Here is a 13,716-nt window from a genome sequence, read left to right as displayed (position 1 = left end):
GGTCGGGGCCGTCGTCGCCGTCGTACCGCGAGCGGCCGCCGGGTCGCGGGGTCAGGCCGTCCGGCCGGGGGCCGGGTGGGGCAGGCGGCGGCGGACGGCCCACACGGCCGCCGCGAGGGCGAAGCCGTAGACGGACACCAGCCCGTGGCCGTTCTCCTGGGCGAGCCACATCGCGAGGCCCAGCACGGGGACGCCGGCGGCGAGGGCGATCTCCTTGGGGAGGCGGGTGCGGGTGAGGAGGGCGAGGGCGAGGGTGGCGCCGAGGAAGTAGGTGGCGCCGGAGCTGCCGGCGAAGTTGCGCGGGTCGGTGCCGGGACCGCCGCCGAGGCCGAGCAGGGTGTCGATGCGGCCGGGCAGCAGGATTCCGGCGAGGAAGAAGCCGAGGGTGAGCGGAGCGCCCCAGTACCACTGGGCGAGCGCGGCGACGGCGGCGAGGGTGACGAGGTTCCACAGGCCGCCGAACAGGCCGCCGTTCTGCATGAACACCGAGGTGAGCTCGCGCCACCAGCCGGACTTGGCGGGGTCCGCATCCAGCGCGTCCATCGCGCCGGACCAGAGGAGTTGGAGCAGCACGCCCGCGACGGCGACCGCGGTCAGGGCGATCGCGGCCCACGGGAGCAGCCTCCCGCGCAGGGTGTCGCGGCCCACCACGCCGAGCCCGCAGTTGACCATCATGACCATCAGTGCGGCCGTGGTCACGTTGAAGACGATCGCCCCCATGTCCGGCTCCTCCCCCTGGCTCCGGCGTTTTCCAACACCGTTCGAAAACTTGACGGGGCAAAGCTAGCACAGTTTTCGAACAGTGTTGGAAAACGCTGTACGGTGAGGACATGAAGCTCACCAAGGACCGCATCGTCGACGCGGGCATGGCCGTCTTCGCCGAGGTCGGCTACCAGAACCTGTCCATGCGCCAGGTCGCCGACCGGCTCGACGCCCACGCGGGCAGCCTCTACTACCACGTACGCGGCAAGGACGAACTCCTCGCCCTGATGGCCGACCGGGTCTGTCTCCGCGCCTACGACGCCGGCACCCGGGCCCTCACCGCACTCCCGCCCACCGCCACCTGGCACGACCGCACACAGGCCCAGGCCATCGCCCTGCGCCTGAGCATCAAGCAGCACCCCGGCGGCGCCCAACTCCTCGCCGAGAGCCCCGGCATGCTCAGCACCGGTGCCCTCTCCCTGATGGAACGCCTCCTGCGCACCCTCCTCGACGCCGGCCTGCCCGCCGACCACTGCCACATCGCCGCCGACACCCTGCTCAGTCACGTCACCGGCTTCGTCCTCCAGGAACAGAACCAGCCCGCGACACCCCCACCCGTCACCGCCGAGCTCTACACCGAACTGCGCGAACGGTTCCCCCTCCTCATGGACCCGTCCACACCCCGCCACAGCCAGGACGAGAAGTTCGCGCGAAGCGTCCGCCTGCTCTGCGCCGGCATCGCGACGCTCCCCTAGGCTGACGGCATGTCGAACCACGCCCTCGCCGAACGCCACCGGCTCGCCCAACTCCTCACCGCCGCCGGGCCGGACGCGCCCACCCTCTGCGCCGGGTGGACCACCCGGGACCTCGCCGCCCACCTGGTGGTCCGGGAGCGCCGGCCCGACGCGGCGGCCGGCATCCGGGTCGGGGCGCTGGCCGGGTGGACGCGGCGGGTGCAGGACGGGTACGCCGAGCGGCCGTACGAAGAACTGGTGCGGCTGTTCCGGGCCGGGCCTCCGGTCTACTCCCCGTTCGCCCTGCCCGGCGCGGACGAGGCGGCGAACACCGTGGAGTACTTCGTCCACGCCGAGGACGTCGTACGGGCGGCCGAGGACTGGACCGCTCAGCCCGTGCCGCCCGGGCGCGCCGAGGCCCTCTGGCGCCGCCTCCCGCTCATCGCCCGCCTGGAGGCGGGCCGCCGCTCCCCCGTCCGCCTGGCACTCACCCACCCGGACGGCCGTTCCCTCACCGTCGGCCCGGCCGGAGCCGCCACCGTCCGCGTCACCGGCGAACCCGGCGAGCTGGTGCTCTTCACCTACGGCCGCGGGGCCCTGGCCGCCCTCGCCGTCGACGGTGCCTCCGACGCCGTCGAGGCCCTGCGCCACGTCCTTCCCCTGCCCCCGAGGTAGACCGCGGGACCACACCTCCGCCGGGCCACCGGGGAACGCGGCGCCGGACGCCGCTCGGCCGGGGGGCGGCTTCCCCGGCTGCGGATGTCAGTGCCCGGGTGCAGACTCGCAGGTGGCCGGGGTCCGCCCCGGGCCGCCCGGCCGTCCCGTCCGTCGAAGGGCACACCGCCATGCTCACCACCGACTTCCCCATCGGCTCGCCCTGCTGGATCGACCTGGGCAGCCCGGACATCCCCGCCACGGCCGCGTTCTACAACACGGTCTTCGGCTGGACCTTCCTGGAGATCCCCGACACCGGTGGCTACGGCTTCGTCCAGCTGAACGGGAAGACCGTCGGCGCGATCGGCGCGCTCAACGAGGGCGACCCGTCCACCTGGACGACGTACTTCCGCAGCTCCGACGCGGACGCCACCGCCAATGGCGTCCGGCAGGCCGGCGGCAAGGTCCTGGTCGAGCCGATGGACGTGATGCAGGAGGGCCGACTGGCACAGTTCTCGGACCCGCAGGGAGCCCGGTTCGCCGTCTGGCAGTCCGGCAACACCAAGGGCCTGGACGCCGTGTCGGAGGAGGGCGCCCTGGTCTGGGCCGAACTGCACACCTCCGACCAGGACGGCGCCTTCGCCTTCTACCGGCAGCTGTTCGGCTGGCGGGTGGAGAACTTCGAGCCGTCGCCGGGCATGACCTACCGGGTGCTCTCCACCGCCGAGGGCGACCAGCGGGACACCGGCTTCGGCGGCATCGCCCCGACGATGTCCCCGGAGCAGCCCTCCGCCTGGACGCCGTACTTCGCCACCGAGGACGTGGACGCGGTGATCGCCAGGGCGACGGCGGCCGGCGGCTCGGTGCTGATGCCGGCCGCGGACGTGGAGAACGTCGGCCGGCTGGCCTGGCTGGCGGACCCGAACGGCGCCCCCTTCGCGCTGATCAAGGGCGAGCCCCAGGAGTCCTGAGGGTGCGGCGAGGGCCCGCGGTTCCGGGAACCGCGGGCCCTCCTCACGCACGGAACGCGCGCGGAACGCACACGCCGAGCGTCAGCGCACACGCCGAACGCGAACGAACACGCCGAACGTCAGCGCACCGGGTGCCCGGCCTCGCGCAGCGCGCCCTTGACGTCGCCGATCCGCAGGTCCCCGAAGTGGAACACGCTGGCGGCCAGCACCGCGTCCGCGCCCGCCTCGACGGCCGGCGCGAAGTCGGCGAGCCTGCCCGCTCCGCCGGAGGCGATCACCGGCACCGAGACGGCCTTGCGCACGGCCCGGATCATCTCCAGGTCGTAGCCGTCCTTGGTGCCGTCCGCGTCCATCGAGTTGAGCAGGATCTCACCCGCGCCCAACTCGGCGGCGCGGCCCGCCCATTCGACGGCGTCCAGGCCGGTGCCCTGCCGCCCGCCGTGCGTGGTGACCTCGTAGCCCGACTCGGTCTCCGTCCCGGGCGGGCAGCGCCGGGCGTCCACCGAGAGCACCAGGACCTGCCGGCCGAAGCGCTTGGCGATCTCGCGGATCAGCTCGGGCCGGGCGATGGCCGCGGTGTTGACGCCGACCTTGTCGGCGCCGGCCCGCAGCAGCTTGTCGACGTCCTCGACGGCACGGATGCCGCCGCCCACCGTCAGCGGGATGAAGACCTGCTCGGCGGTGCGGCGGACCACGTCGTAGGTGGTCTCCCGGTCGCCGGAGGAGGCGGTGATGTCGAGGAAGGTGAGCTCGTCGGCGCCTTCGGCGTCGTAGAGCTTGGCCATCTCGACCGGGTCGCCGGCGTCGCGCAGGTTCTGGAAGTTGACGCCCTTGACCACCCGCCCGGCGTCGACGTCCAGGCAGGGGATGACACGTACTGCGAGGGTCACGGCTGTTCGCCTTCCAGGGCTTCCAGGGCTTCCAGGGTTTCCAGTGCTTCCAGGGTCTTCGCCAGCCCGGACCGGTAGGCGTCGAGCTCGATCTCGACCATCATCCGGGAGTCGATGAGTCCCTCGACCACCACCATGGTGGCCGCCGGGCGTGCGGCGTCGAAGAGTTCACGGTGGGCGCGGCCCACCTCCTCGGCGTCGCGGACGTGGGTGATGTACATCCGGGTGCGGACCACGTCGTCGACGGTCAGACCGTACGCGGCCAGGGCCTTGAGCCCGACGCCGAACGCGGCGAGGGTCTGCCGGTACGGGTCGCCCTCGTGCTCGATCCGGCCGTCCACCCAGGCGGTGGAGCCGGCCACGTGCACGTGGTCCCCCGCGGCGACCGCCCGGGAGTAGCCGAACTCGTCCTCCCAGGGGGAGAATCCGCCGACCCGGCCGCGCACGACCGCGCCGTGCCCGACCGCGCCGTGTTCGACCTCGCCGCGTACGATCCGACCATCCGTCATCCTGAAACCGCCTCCAGGGCCTCTTCGAGGGTGAACTTCTGCTCGTAGAGTGCCTTGCCCACGATGGCTCCCTCGACACCCTCACGGACGAGCGAGGCGATGGCGCGCAGGTCGTCGAGCGAGGAGACGCCGCCGGAGGCGACCACGGGCTTGGCGGTCGCGGCGCAGACGTCGCGCAGCAGCTGGAGGTTGGGGCCGGTCAGGGTGCCGTCCCGGTTGACGTCGGTGACGACGTAGCGGGCGCAGCCCTCCTGGTCGAGGCGCTCCAGCACCTCGAAGAGCTGGCCGCCGTCGCGGGTCCAGCCGCGGCCGCGCAGGGTGGTGCCGACGACGTCCAGGCCGACGGCGATCTTGTCGCCGTGCTCGGCGATGGCCTTGGCGACCCACTCCGGGGCTTCCAGGGCGGCGGTGCCGAGGTTGACCCGGGTGCAGCCGGTGGCGAGCGCGCGGGCCAGCGACTCGTCGTCGCGGATGCCGCCGGACAGCTCGACCTTGATGTCCAGCCGGCCGGTGACGTCGCGCAGCAGCTCGTAGTTGGAGCCGGTGCCGAAGGCGGCGTCCAGGTCGACCAGGTGCAGCCACTCGGCGCCGGCGTTCTGCCAGGCGAGGGCGGCGGCGAGCGGCTCGCCGAAGGAGGTCTCGGTGCCGGAGGCGCCCTTGACCAGGCGGACGGCCTGACCGTCCCGGACGTCGACGGCGGGCAGCAGTTCGAGGCTCATCAGATCCAACTCTCAGACAGTCAGAGGGTGTTGACCCAGTTGGTCAGCAGGGCGGCGCCGGCGTCGCCGGACTTCTCGGGGTGGAACTGGGTGGCCCAGAGCGGGCCGTTCTCGACGGCCGCGACGAACGGCTGCCCGTGGGTGGCCCAGGTGACCAGCGGCGGGTTGATCCGCGCGCTGTGGGCCTCCAGTTCCCAGTGCCGCACCCCGTAGGAGTGCACGAAGTAGAAGCGGGTCTGCGGGTCGAGGCCGGCGAACATCCGGCTCTCCGCGGGCGCGTCCACGGTGTTCCAGCCCATGTGCGGGACGACGGGGGCGTCCAGCGGCTCCACGGTGCCCGGCCACTCGTCGCAGCCGGCCGTCTCCACGCCGTGCTCGACCCCCTTCTCGAAGAGGATCTGCATGCCGACGCAGATGCCCATGACCGGTCGGCCGCCGGCGAGCCGGCGGCCCACGATCCAGTCCCCGCGGACGGACTTGAGTCCGCGCATGCAGGCCTCGAAGGCGCCCACGCCGGGGACGAGCAGGCCGTCCGCGGCCATCGCGGTGTCGTAGTCGGAGCTGACGGTGACGTCCGCTCCGGTCCGCTCCAGGGCGCGCTGCGCCGAGCGGAGGTTGCCGGAGCCGTAGTCGAGGACGACGACGTTCTTGCCCATGTTCAGGTGTCCAGTCTCTGTGCGGCGGGCGGCGGGTCTCGGCGGCGGGTCTACAGGCGCAGGAGGCCGGAGGCCAGGCACATCACGGAGCCGAAGGCGAGCACCAGGATGACGCTCTTCGAGTGCTTCTGCTTCCAGAAGGAGATGACTCCGCCGGCCAGGAAGAGGCCGACGAAGATGAGGATCATCGCGGTATTGCTCACAGCGCACCCTTGGTCGACGGGAGGATTCCGGCCGCGCGCGGGTCGCGCTCGGCGGCGTAGCGCAGCGCCCGGGCCAGCGCCTTGAACTGGCACTCCACGATGTGGTGCGCGTTGCGCCCGTACGGCACGTGGACGTGCAGCGCGATCTGCGCCTGGGCCACGAAGGACTCCAGGATGTGCCGGGTCATCGTGGTGTCGTACGAGCCGATCATCGGCGCGATGCCCTCGGGCTCGGTGTGCACCAGGTACGGCCGGCCGGAGAGGTCCACGGTGACCTGGGCGAGCGACTCGTCCAGCGGCACCGTGCAGTTGCCGAAGCGGTAGATGCCCACCTTGTCGCCGAGCGCCTGCTTGAAGGCGGCGCCGAGCGCGAGGGCGGTGTCCTCGATGGTGTGGTGGGTGTCGATGTGCAGGTCGCCGTCGGTCTTGACGGTGAGGTCGAACAGGCCGTGCCGGCCGAGCTGGTCGAGCATGTGGTCGTAGAAGCCGACGCCCGTGGAGATGTCGGTCCTCCCGGTGCCGTCGAGGTCTATCTCGACCAGGACCGAGGTCTCCTTGGTGGTGCGCTCGACGCGTCCGATGCGGGACATGGGGTTACAGCTCCTGACTGGCAGCGCGCGCGGAGCGTGCTCGATCAAGGGTGGGGGTGGGAGACGGGAGGGCTGTGCGGACGGCGTCCAGGAAGGCGTCGTTCTCGGCGGGCGTGCCGGCGGTGACGCGCAGCCACCCGGGGACGCCGTTGTCGCGGACCAGGACGCCCTGGTCGAGGATGGCCTGCCACACCGCGTGGGTGTCGGCGAAGCGGCCGAACTGGACGAAGTTGGCGTCCGAGTCGGTGACCTCCAGGCCCATTCCCCGCAGCGCGTCGACCAGCCGGTCGCGCTCCTCCTTGAGCCGCCCGACGTACCCCAGCAGGGTGTCGGTGTGCTCCAGGCAGGCCAGCGCGGTGGCCTGGGTGACGGCCGACAGGTGGTACGGCAGGCGCACCAGCTGCACCGCGTCCACCACGGCCGGGTCGGCGGCCAGGTAGCCCAGGCGCAGCCCGGCCGCGCCGAAGGCCTTGGACATGGTGCGGCTGACCACCAGGTTGGGGCGGCCCTCGATCAGCGGCAGCAGTGAGGCGCGGTGCGAGAACTCGACGTACGCCTCGTCCACCACCACCAGGCTGGGCCGGGCGGCCTGCGCGGCCTCGTACAGCCGCAGCACGGTGTCGGCGTCCACGGCGGTGCCGGTCGGGTTGTTGGGCGAGCAGACGAAGACCACGTTCGGCCGGTGCTCCGCGATGGCGGCGACGGCGGCGTCCACGTCGATGGTGAAGTCCTCGTTGCGCGGCCCGGAGATCCAGGCCGTGCCGGTGCCCCGGGAGATCAGCGCGTGCATCGAGTACGAGGGCTCGAAGCCGAGCGCGCTGCGGCCGGGGCCGCCGAAGGTCTGCAGCAGCTGCTGGAGCACCTCGTTGGAGCCGTTGGCCGCCCACACCTGCTCACGCCGGACGGGGAAGCCGGTGGTCTTCCCGAGGTACGCGGCGAGGCCCTCGCGCAGCTCGACCGCGTCCCGGTCGGGGTAGCGGTTCAGCCCGCGGGCGGCCTCGGCGACGCGCTCGGCGATCCGGGCGACCAGTTCCTCGGGCAGCGGGTAGGGGTTCTCGTTGGTGTTCAGCTGGACGGGCACGTCCAGCTGCGGCGCGCCGTACGGGGACTGGCCGCGCAGCTCGTCCCGGACCGGCAGATCATCGATGGCAGTCACGAGCCCGGCACCGTCCAATCGAAACGAGCCTTGATCGCGTCCCCGTGCCCCGGCAGGTCCTCGGCGTTCGCCAGGGTGACCACGTGCGCGGCGACGTCCGCCAGCGCGTCCCGGTCGTACTCGACGACCTGGACGCCGCGCAGGAAGGTCTGCACCGACAGCCCGGAGGAGTGGCAGGCGCAGCCGCCGGTCGGCAGCACGTGGTTGGAGCCGGCCGCGTAGTCGCCCAGCGAGACCGGGGTCCAGCGGCCGATGAAGATCGCGCCGGCGTTGACCACCCGGGCCGCCACGGCGTGGGCGTCGCGGGTCTGGATCTCCAGGTGCTCGGCCGCGTACGCGTTGACCACGGCGAGGCCCTGCTCCAGGTCGTCGACCAGGATGATGCCGGACTGCCTGCCGCCCAGCGCCTCGGCCACCCGCTCGCTGTGCTTGGTCCTCGCGATCTGCACGGCCAGCTCGGCCTCGACCGCGTCGGCCAGCGCCGGGGAGTCGGTGACCAGCACCGAGCCGGAGGTCGGGCCGTGCTCGGCCTGGCTGATCAGGTCGGCGGCGACGTCGGACGCCAGCGCGCTGTCGTCGGCGAGGACGGCGATCTCGGTCGGGCCGGCCTCGGAGTCGATGCCGATCCGGCCGGCGAAGTAGCGCTTGGCGGCGGCCACGTAGATGTTGCCCGGGCCGGTGACCACGTTCACCGGCGCGCACTCCTCGGTGCCGAGGGCGAACATCGCGACCGCCTGGGCGCCGCCGACGGCGTACACCTCCTCCACGCCGAGCAGCGCGCAGGCCGCCAGGATGGCCGGGTGGACGCGGCCGCCGAACTCCTTCTGCGGCGGCGAGGTGACGGCGATGCCCCGGACGCCCGCCGCCTGGGCCGGCACCACGTTCATCACCACGGAGGACGGGTAGACCGCCAGCCCGCCCGGCACGTACAGGCCGACCCGCTCGACCGGCACCCAGCGCTGGGTGACCGTGCCGCCCGGCACCACCTGGGTGGTGTGCCCGGTGCGGCGCTGGTCCGCGTGCACGGCGCGGGCCCGGCGGATCGACTCCTCCAGCGCGGCCCGGACCTTCGGGTCCAGCGTCTCCAGTGCCGCGGTCAGCTGCTCGGCCGGGACCCGGGTCGACTCCAGCCGGACGCCGTCGAAGCGCTCGGTGATCTCGATCAGCGCCGCGACCCCGCGATGGCGTACGTCCTCGGCGATCGGCCGCACCTTCTCCAGGGCGGCCGCAACGTCGAACTCGGCACGGGGCAGCAGGTCACGCGGGTCGTCCAGCGAGCCGCGGAGGTCGATTCGAGAGATCACGCCACCCAGTGTAAGGAGTGGCCGGAACCGCTGGTCCCGCATTTCAGTCCGTGATACGAAGGGCGAGACGACCGGGGGGACGGGGGAACCATGGCGGAGCGTGCTCCGGAGGGCTGGAACGGGGTCGAGCGGAGGCTCTGGGAGGCCTACCGCGAGGGCGAGATCCTGGACCTCCGCACGGGCGAGGCGGAGGCCGACGACCCCTTCGGCGACGCCGTCTGGGGCCCCGAGCGCACCGTCCGCGCCGAGGTGCTCGCCCACCTGCTGCTGGCCGGCCCGGAGCCCGCCGCCGGGCGGGTCGCCTCGCTGCGGCTCAGCGGCGTGCTGGTCACCGGGGCGCTCAAGCTGGCCGGCGCCGACATCGACCGCTACGTCGAGGTCCACGGCTGCCGCTTCGACCAGAAGATCCTGATGTCCGAGGCCGTGGCCTCGACGCTGCGCTTCGTGGGCTGCCTCATCCCCCGGCTGGAGGCCTCCCGGCTCTCCACCACCGGCGACCTCCACCTGGCCCGCTGCCGCGTCCCCGAGGGCATCCGGCTCACCGACTCCAAGATCGGCACCGACCTGCTGCTCAACCAGACGGTGGTCGGCGGCGACCGCTTCGCCCGTGCCGTCTCCGCCGACGGGATCACCGTCAACCAGGACTTCGAGGCCGAACGCCTGGAGACCACGGGCGAGTTGAGCATACGGACGGCCCGGATAGGCGGCCGGCTCTCGCTGCGCGGCGCCCAGCTGCGCGCCGTCCCGGAGAAGAACCGCATCTGCTTCAACGCCGTCCGGGTCAGTGTCGGCCACACCCTTTACCTGACCGGCTCCGCCGACCGCGGCTGGTCCGGCTCCCGCGGCTACTACGGCTCCGGCTACGGCGAGTACCCGCCGCCGGACGGCCCGGTCACCCCGTTCCGCGCCTGGGGCCAGGTCCGCCTCTCCGACTCGCGCTTCGACAGCGCCTGCCTGATCTCCGGCGAGTTCCACCTGGCGGACACGGACGAACTCGCGCTGAGCCGCATCCAGACCCCCGAGCTGCGCTTCACCTGCAAGTTCCGCCCCACCGGCACCGTCTCGCTCTCCCGCGCCCGGATCGGCAATCTGGTCGACGCCCCGGAGGCATGGCCGCTCGGCAGGCACCTGCGCCTCACCGGCTTCGTGTACGAGAACCTGCGTCCGGCCCGTCCCTTCACCGTCCAGCAGCGGATCGCCTGGCTGGAGGGTTCCTCGGTGGACTTCCAGCCGGAGTCCTACGAGCAGCTCGCCGCCGCCCTGCGCCGCGACGGCGCCGACGACGACGCCCGCGAGGTGCTGTACGCCAAGCAGCGCCGGCGCCGGCGCACCCTGCCGCTGCCCGCCCGGGTCTGGGGCGCGGTCCAGGACGTCACCGTCGGCTACGGCTACCGGCCCGGCCGGGCGGGACTGTGGCTGCTGCTCGCCTGGATCCTCGGCAGCCTCTGGTTCGCCACCCACCCGCTGGAGCCGCTCAAGGCCGACGAGCGCCCGCACTGGAACCCGGTGCTGTACACCCTCAACCAGCTGCTGCCGATCGTGGACCTCAACCAGGGCGGCTGGAACCCCGCGGGCCTCACCCAGTGGATCTCCGCCGGGCTGGTCGTGATCGGCTGGCTGCTCGCCTCCACGGTCGTCACCGGCGCCACCAGGATGCTCCAGCGCGGCTGAGCCGGCCGATGGCCGGCCCGTCGGCCCGTCGGCGGCCGCCTCGTCGACGGCCGACCCCGCAGACCGTGCGACAAGGCCCCCGCCCGGGGAACTACGCTGTCCGCCGTGACAGAACGGCTGCCGCTCTTCCCGCTGAACACCGTGCTCTACCCGGGCCTGGTGCTGCCCCTGAACGTCTTCGAGGAGCGCTACCGCCGTCTCGTCGCCGACCTGCTCGAACAGTCCGAGGACACCCCCCGGCGGTTCGGCGTGCTCGCGATCAGGGACGGCCGGGAGGTCGCCCCGGTCAGACCCGAGGGCGGCCCGGCCGGCCCGCTGGACGGCCTCGGCACCACCACCGGGGACCCCTTGGAGGCGATGTTCCACATCGGCTGCGTCGCCGACATCGCCTCGGTCGAGCACCAGCCGGACGGCCGCTACGAGCTGCTGGTCACCGGCACCACCCGGTTCCGGCTGCGCTCGGCGGACGTCTCCGGCCCGTACCTGACCGGTGAGATCGAGCCGATCGAGGAGCGCCCCGGCGAGGGCTCCGGCGCGCTGGCCTCCGAGGTCGAGCGGGCTTTCCGGGTCTACCAGAAGCGCCTGGCCGGCGCCCGCGAGGCCAGCACCGTCGGCCACCAGGAGCTCCCGGACGACCCACAGGTGCTCTCCTACCTGGTCGCCGCCGCCTCGGTGTTCGAGACCCCGGTCAAGCAGCAGCTGCTCGCCTGCCCGGACAACGCCCAGCGGCTGCGCGCCGAACTCGACCTGCTGCGCCGCGAGAGCGCCGTCCTCAGCTGGCTGCCCTCGCTGCCCGCCGCCGACCTCACCCGCCAGCGCTTCAGCCCCAACTGACCGAGGACCCCGAGGACCCCGAGGACCCGACATGGCCAAGAAGCCCAAGAAGGGCGGCCAGGGCACGCCCGCCACCGTCGCCCTGGAAGCCGCCGCCGTCCCGTTCACCGTGCACGCCTACGACCACGACCCGGCCGCCGCCTCCTACGGCGGCGAGGCCGCCGAGGTCCTCGGCATCGCCCCCGAGCGGGTCTTCAAGACCCTCGTCGCCGACGTGGACGGCACCCTCACCGTCGGCGTGGTCCCGGTCGCCGGCCGGCTCGACCTCAAGGCCCTGGCGGCGGCCGTCGGCGGCAAGCGCGCCGCCATGGCCGACCCGGCCGCCGCCGAGCGCAGCAGCGGCTACGTCCTCGGCGGCATCTCCCCGCTGGGCCAGCGCCGCCCGCTGCGGACCGTCGTCGACGCCAGCGCGCTCGGCCACCCCACCGTCTACGTCTCGGCGGGCCGCCGCGGCCTCGAAGTCGAACTGGCCCCGGGCGACCTCGTCAGCCTCACCAGGGCCAGCACCGCCCCCATCGCCCGCTGAGCGCTGCCGAGCACCTTCCGGGCCCTGCCGAGCGCCCCGCCCCCGGATCCCCTCCCCCGCGAAAGCGGGGGGCGCGGGGCGCGGGGGACGACGCGTACGTCAGTGCCCCGTACCGCTCCCCGTTCCCGGCCCCGGCTGCGGCCCCGATCCCGGGTACGGCCCGGCCCACGGCCCCGTCGGCGCCCCCGCCGGAGGCACCCCCAGCGGCGACTGCGCCACCGGCGCCCAGTACGGCGGCGGGTCCTCCTCGCGCTTGCCGAACGCCGCCGAGAGCAGGAGCAGCACCACCATCGCCGTCATCGGCCAGACCAGCAGCGCCCCCAGCGCCCCCAGGTCGATGCCCGCGTCGAAGTGCCCGCCGTTGCCGACCCGCCGGGCCTCACCGATCAGGTCGTTGCCCGGCCCGAGCCAGCGCCCGATCCGCCAGGCCCCGATCGACCCGAGCAGCCCGCCGACGGTCAGCCCCAGTGCGACCGCGATGCCGCCGCCGCGCCTGCGGGTGACCAGGAAGGCGCCGAGCGCGGTCAGGATCCCCGCCCCCAGGCAGATGAGCACGAACACGGCGTCGGCGCCGGCCCGCTGCTCCCCCTCGGGGTCGGCGTAGAGGATGCGGTCCCCGTCCACCACCAGCGGCACCTTCGGCGCCAGCCAGGCCCACAGCCCGGCCACCACCAGACCGGCCACCAGGCAGGCGACCACGACCCCCGCCCCGACCCGGACCTCCGGCAGCAGCCGCTGCCCCAGCGGGGTCGTCCCGTGCCCGAGGGCGGTGGCCCCGTACGGCGGCGCGAACGGGTCGGACGCTGCGTCCGGCACCGCCTGCGCATCGCGCGCGTCGTGCACGCCGTGCGGGCCGTGCACGTCGGCGGGGGCGGGATCCGGAGGTGTGTTCGGTACGGTCACGGACCCCATCGTTTCACGACGGCCACTCGAACGACCCACCACCGTACCGACCGCCGCACCGGCCCGGTCCGGCCCGTGACGCACCGGACCGGGCAGCACCGCGGGACGGCCCGCCGCGCAACGCCCTACCGCGAGACCGCCCGCCGGTACGCCCAGGTGGCGACGGCCAGCGACACCACGCCCACCCCCGCGCAGACCGCCAGGTCCCCGAGCACCAGCGCCCAGTCCGGATCCGGCGCGAACGTCCGCGCGAAGGCGTCCACCCCGTACGTGGACGGCAGCAGGTCCCGCAGCCACTGCACCGGCTGCGGCAGGTGGTTCGCCGGCAGCACGCCCAGCAGCAGGGCCGCCGACATCCCGAGCTGCCCGAGCATCGTCGCGATCTCCTGGCGCGGCGCCAGCAGCCCGCAGGCCGCTCCCAGCCCGGACAGCGCGGCCCCGGCCAGCGGCACGACCGCCAGCAGCACCCACAGCTGCCCGAGCGGCAGCCCGAACATCACCGCCCCGAACACCGCCGTGACGAGCGTCCCGGGCAGGGTGAAGGAGGCGTACGCGGCGGCCGCCCCCAGCACCACCGAGGCGGCCGGCACCGGCAGCGTCGCGTAGTGGTCGAGCCCGCCGGTGGCCCGCAGCTTCCCGAAGTACTGGGCGAGCAGGTTCAGCGCGACGAAGGCCACCACCAGCACGCTCGAAC

Annotated in this window: 17 protein-coding genes; 6 read left to right on the top strand and 11 right to left on the bottom strand. The window is 73.5% G+C overall.

Annotated elements, in window-relative coordinates; all coding sequences use genetic code 11:
• Positions 1-51: 51 nt before the first annotated feature.
• Complete coding sequence (locus tag ACWGJO_RS38575) at positions 52-720, bottom strand: hypothetical protein (RefSeq protein WP_452190297.1); 669 nt, start codon at positions 718-720, stop codon at positions 52-54.
• Between the two features lie 110 nt (positions 721-830).
• On the opposite strand from ACWGJO_RS38575, the gene ACWGJO_RS38570 reads away from it, so the two are divergent.
• The 3 genes from ACWGJO_RS38570 (at position 831) to ACWGJO_RS38560 (ending at position 3,061) form a co-directional block, all read left to right on the top strand.
• Positions 831-1,457, top strand: a complete 627-nt coding sequence (locus ACWGJO_RS38570) for a TetR/AcrR family transcriptional regulator (protein WP_452190296.1) — start codon at positions 831-833, stop codon at positions 1,455-1,457.
• Between the two features lie 9 nt (positions 1,458-1,466).
• Positions 1,467-2,111, top strand: coding sequence for a TIGR03085 family metal-binding protein (locus ACWGJO_RS38565; RefSeq protein WP_452190295.1), 645 nt, complete (start codon positions 1,467-1,469; stop codon positions 2,109-2,111).
• 98 nt (positions 2,112-2,209) lie between these two features.
• The gene (locus tag ACWGJO_RS38560) at positions 2,210-3,061 is read left to right on the top strand and encodes a VOC family protein (RefSeq protein ID WP_452190294.1); all 852 of its coding nucleotides are present in this window, start codon (positions 2,210-2,212) and stop codon (positions 3,059-3,061) included.
• Positions 3,062-3,180: 119 nt separating this feature from the next.
• Here the strand turns inward: ACWGJO_RS38560 and hisF are convergent, their stop codons facing one another.
• From hisF to hisD, 8 genes are read right to left on the bottom strand one after another with little or no spacing between them, the layout of a single operon-like run.
• Entirely contained in the window at positions 3,181-3,951 is a 771-nt protein-coding gene (gene hisF / locus ACWGJO_RS38555) for an imidazole glycerol phosphate synthase subunit HisF (protein WP_359908289.1), read from the bottom strand.
• A complete protein-coding gene (locus ACWGJO_RS38550; protein WP_452190293.1) occupies positions 3,948-4,460 on the bottom strand; it encodes a RidA family protein in 513 nt (170 codons plus the stop codon). Before ACWGJO_RS38550 ends, hisF begins: the two co-directional genes overlap by 4 nt.
• Positions 4,457-5,179 carry a bifunctional 1-(5-phosphoribosyl)-5-((5-phosphoribosylamino)methylideneamino)imidazole-4-carboxamide isomerase/phosphoribosylanthranilate isomerase PriA gene (priA, locus tag ACWGJO_RS38545; protein ID WP_401050672.1) on the bottom strand — a complete coding sequence of 241 codons (723 nt, stop codon included), beginning with the start codon at positions 5,177-5,179 and terminating at the stop codon, positions 4,457-4,459. Before priA ends, ACWGJO_RS38550 begins: the two co-directional genes overlap by 4 nt.
• A gap of 20 nt (positions 5,180-5,199) precedes the next feature.
• Positions 5,200-5,835 carry an imidazole glycerol phosphate synthase subunit HisH gene (hisH, locus tag ACWGJO_RS38540; RefSeq protein WP_359908295.1) on the bottom strand — a complete coding sequence of 212 codons (636 nt, stop codon included), beginning with the start codon at positions 5,833-5,835 and terminating at the stop codon, positions 5,200-5,202.
• 50 nt (positions 5,836-5,885) lie between these two features.
• A complete protein-coding gene (locus ACWGJO_RS38535; protein ID WP_359908297.1) occupies positions 5,886-6,038 on the bottom strand; it encodes a hypothetical protein in 153 nt (50 codons plus the stop codon).
• On the bottom strand, positions 6,035-6,628 hold the full coding sequence (hisB, locus tag ACWGJO_RS38530; RefSeq protein ID WP_049650368.1) for an imidazoleglycerol-phosphate dehydratase HisB: 594 nt from the start codon (positions 6,626-6,628) through the stop codon (positions 6,035-6,037). Before hisB ends, ACWGJO_RS38535 begins: the two co-directional genes overlap by 4 nt.
• A 4-nt stretch (positions 6,629-6,632) precedes the next feature.
• Positions 6,633-7,784: a histidinol-phosphate transaminase gene (locus ACWGJO_RS38525; RefSeq protein WP_452190292.1), complete on the bottom strand. Its 1,152-nt coding sequence runs from the start codon at positions 7,782-7,784 to the stop codon at positions 6,633-6,635.
• The gene (hisD, locus tag ACWGJO_RS38520) at positions 7,781-9,088 is read right to left on the bottom strand and encodes a histidinol dehydrogenase (protein WP_452190291.1); all 1,308 of its coding nucleotides are present in this window, start codon (positions 9,086-9,088) and stop codon (positions 7,781-7,783) included. Before hisD ends, ACWGJO_RS38525 begins: the two co-directional genes overlap by 4 nt.
• Before the next feature lie 90 nt (positions 9,089-9,178).
• Between hisD and ACWGJO_RS38515 the strand changes: the two genes are divergently transcribed.
• From ACWGJO_RS38515 to ybaK, 3 genes are all read left to right on the top strand, one after another.
• Complete coding sequence (locus ACWGJO_RS38515) at positions 9,179-10,759, top strand: oxidoreductase (RefSeq protein WP_452190290.1); 1,581 nt, start codon at positions 9,179-9,181, stop codon at positions 10,757-10,759.
• A 96-nt stretch (positions 10,760-10,855) separates the two neighbouring features.
• Positions 10,856-11,593 (top strand): LON peptidase substrate-binding domain-containing protein, encoded by a 738-nt coding sequence (locus ACWGJO_RS38510; protein ID WP_452190298.1) that lies wholly within the window; start codon positions 10,856-10,858, stop codon positions 11,591-11,593.
• 31 nt (positions 11,594-11,624) lie between these two features.
• Positions 11,625-12,119, top strand: coding sequence for a Cys-tRNA(Pro) deacylase (gene ybaK, locus ACWGJO_RS38505; RefSeq protein WP_452190289.1), 495 nt, complete (start codon positions 11,625-11,627; stop codon positions 12,117-12,119).
• A 99-nt stretch (positions 12,120-12,218) separates the two neighbouring features.
• Here the strand turns inward: ybaK and ACWGJO_RS38500 are convergent, their stop codons facing one another.
• Together ACWGJO_RS38500 and ACWGJO_RS38495 are read right to left on the bottom strand one after the other, a co-directional pair.
• Positions 12,219-13,022 (bottom strand): hypothetical protein, encoded by an 804-nt coding sequence (locus ACWGJO_RS38500; RefSeq protein ID WP_452190288.1) that lies wholly within the window; start codon positions 13,020-13,022, stop codon positions 12,219-12,221.
• Positions 13,023-13,147: 125 nt separating this feature from the next.
• On the bottom strand, positions 13,148-13,716 hold a 569-nt coding region (locus ACWGJO_RS38495; RefSeq protein WP_452190287.1), incomplete at its 5' end, for an ABC transporter permease.

Source organism: Kitasatospora sp. NPDC054795 (genome assembly GCF_053611565.1).
Note: the sequence above shows the minus strand (reverse complement) of the source record. Positions and strands in the feature narration are given on the sequence as shown.

Bases quoted from the DNA above. Each gene is read 5' to 3' on its own strand.
- priA (WP_401050672.1), bottom strand. From the start codon at position 5,179: ATGAGCCTCGAACTGCTGCCCGCCGTCGACGTCCGGGACGGTCAGGCC.
- ybaK (WP_452190289.1), top strand. From the start codon at position 11,625: ATGGCCAAGAAGCCCAAGAAGGGCGGCCAGGGCACGCCCGCCACCGTC.
- ACWGJO_RS38570 (WP_452190296.1), top strand. From the start codon at position 831: ATGAAGCTCACCAAGGACCGCATCGTCGACGCGGGCATGGCCGTCTTC.
- ACWGJO_RS38550 (WP_452190293.1), bottom strand. From the start codon at position 4,460: ATGACGGATGGTCGGATCGTACGCGGCGAGGTCGAACACGGCGCGGTC.
- hisH (WP_359908295.1), bottom strand. From the start codon at position 5,835: ATGGGCAAGAACGTCGTCGTCCTCGACTACGGCTCCGGCAACCTCCGC.
- ACWGJO_RS38575 (WP_452190297.1), bottom strand. From the start codon at position 720: ATGGGGGCGATCGTCTTCAACGTGACCACGGCCGCACTGATGGTCATG.
- ACWGJO_RS38515 (WP_452190290.1), top strand. From the start codon at position 9,179: ATGGCGGAGCGTGCTCCGGAGGGCTGGAACGGGGTCGAGCGGAGGCTC.
- hisB (WP_049650368.1), bottom strand. From the start codon at position 6,628: ATGTCCCGCATCGGACGCGTCGAGCGCACCACCAAGGAGACCTCGGTC.
- ACWGJO_RS38565 (WP_452190295.1), top strand. From the start codon at position 1,467: ATGTCGAACCACGCCCTCGCCGAACGCCACCGGCTCGCCCAACTCCTC.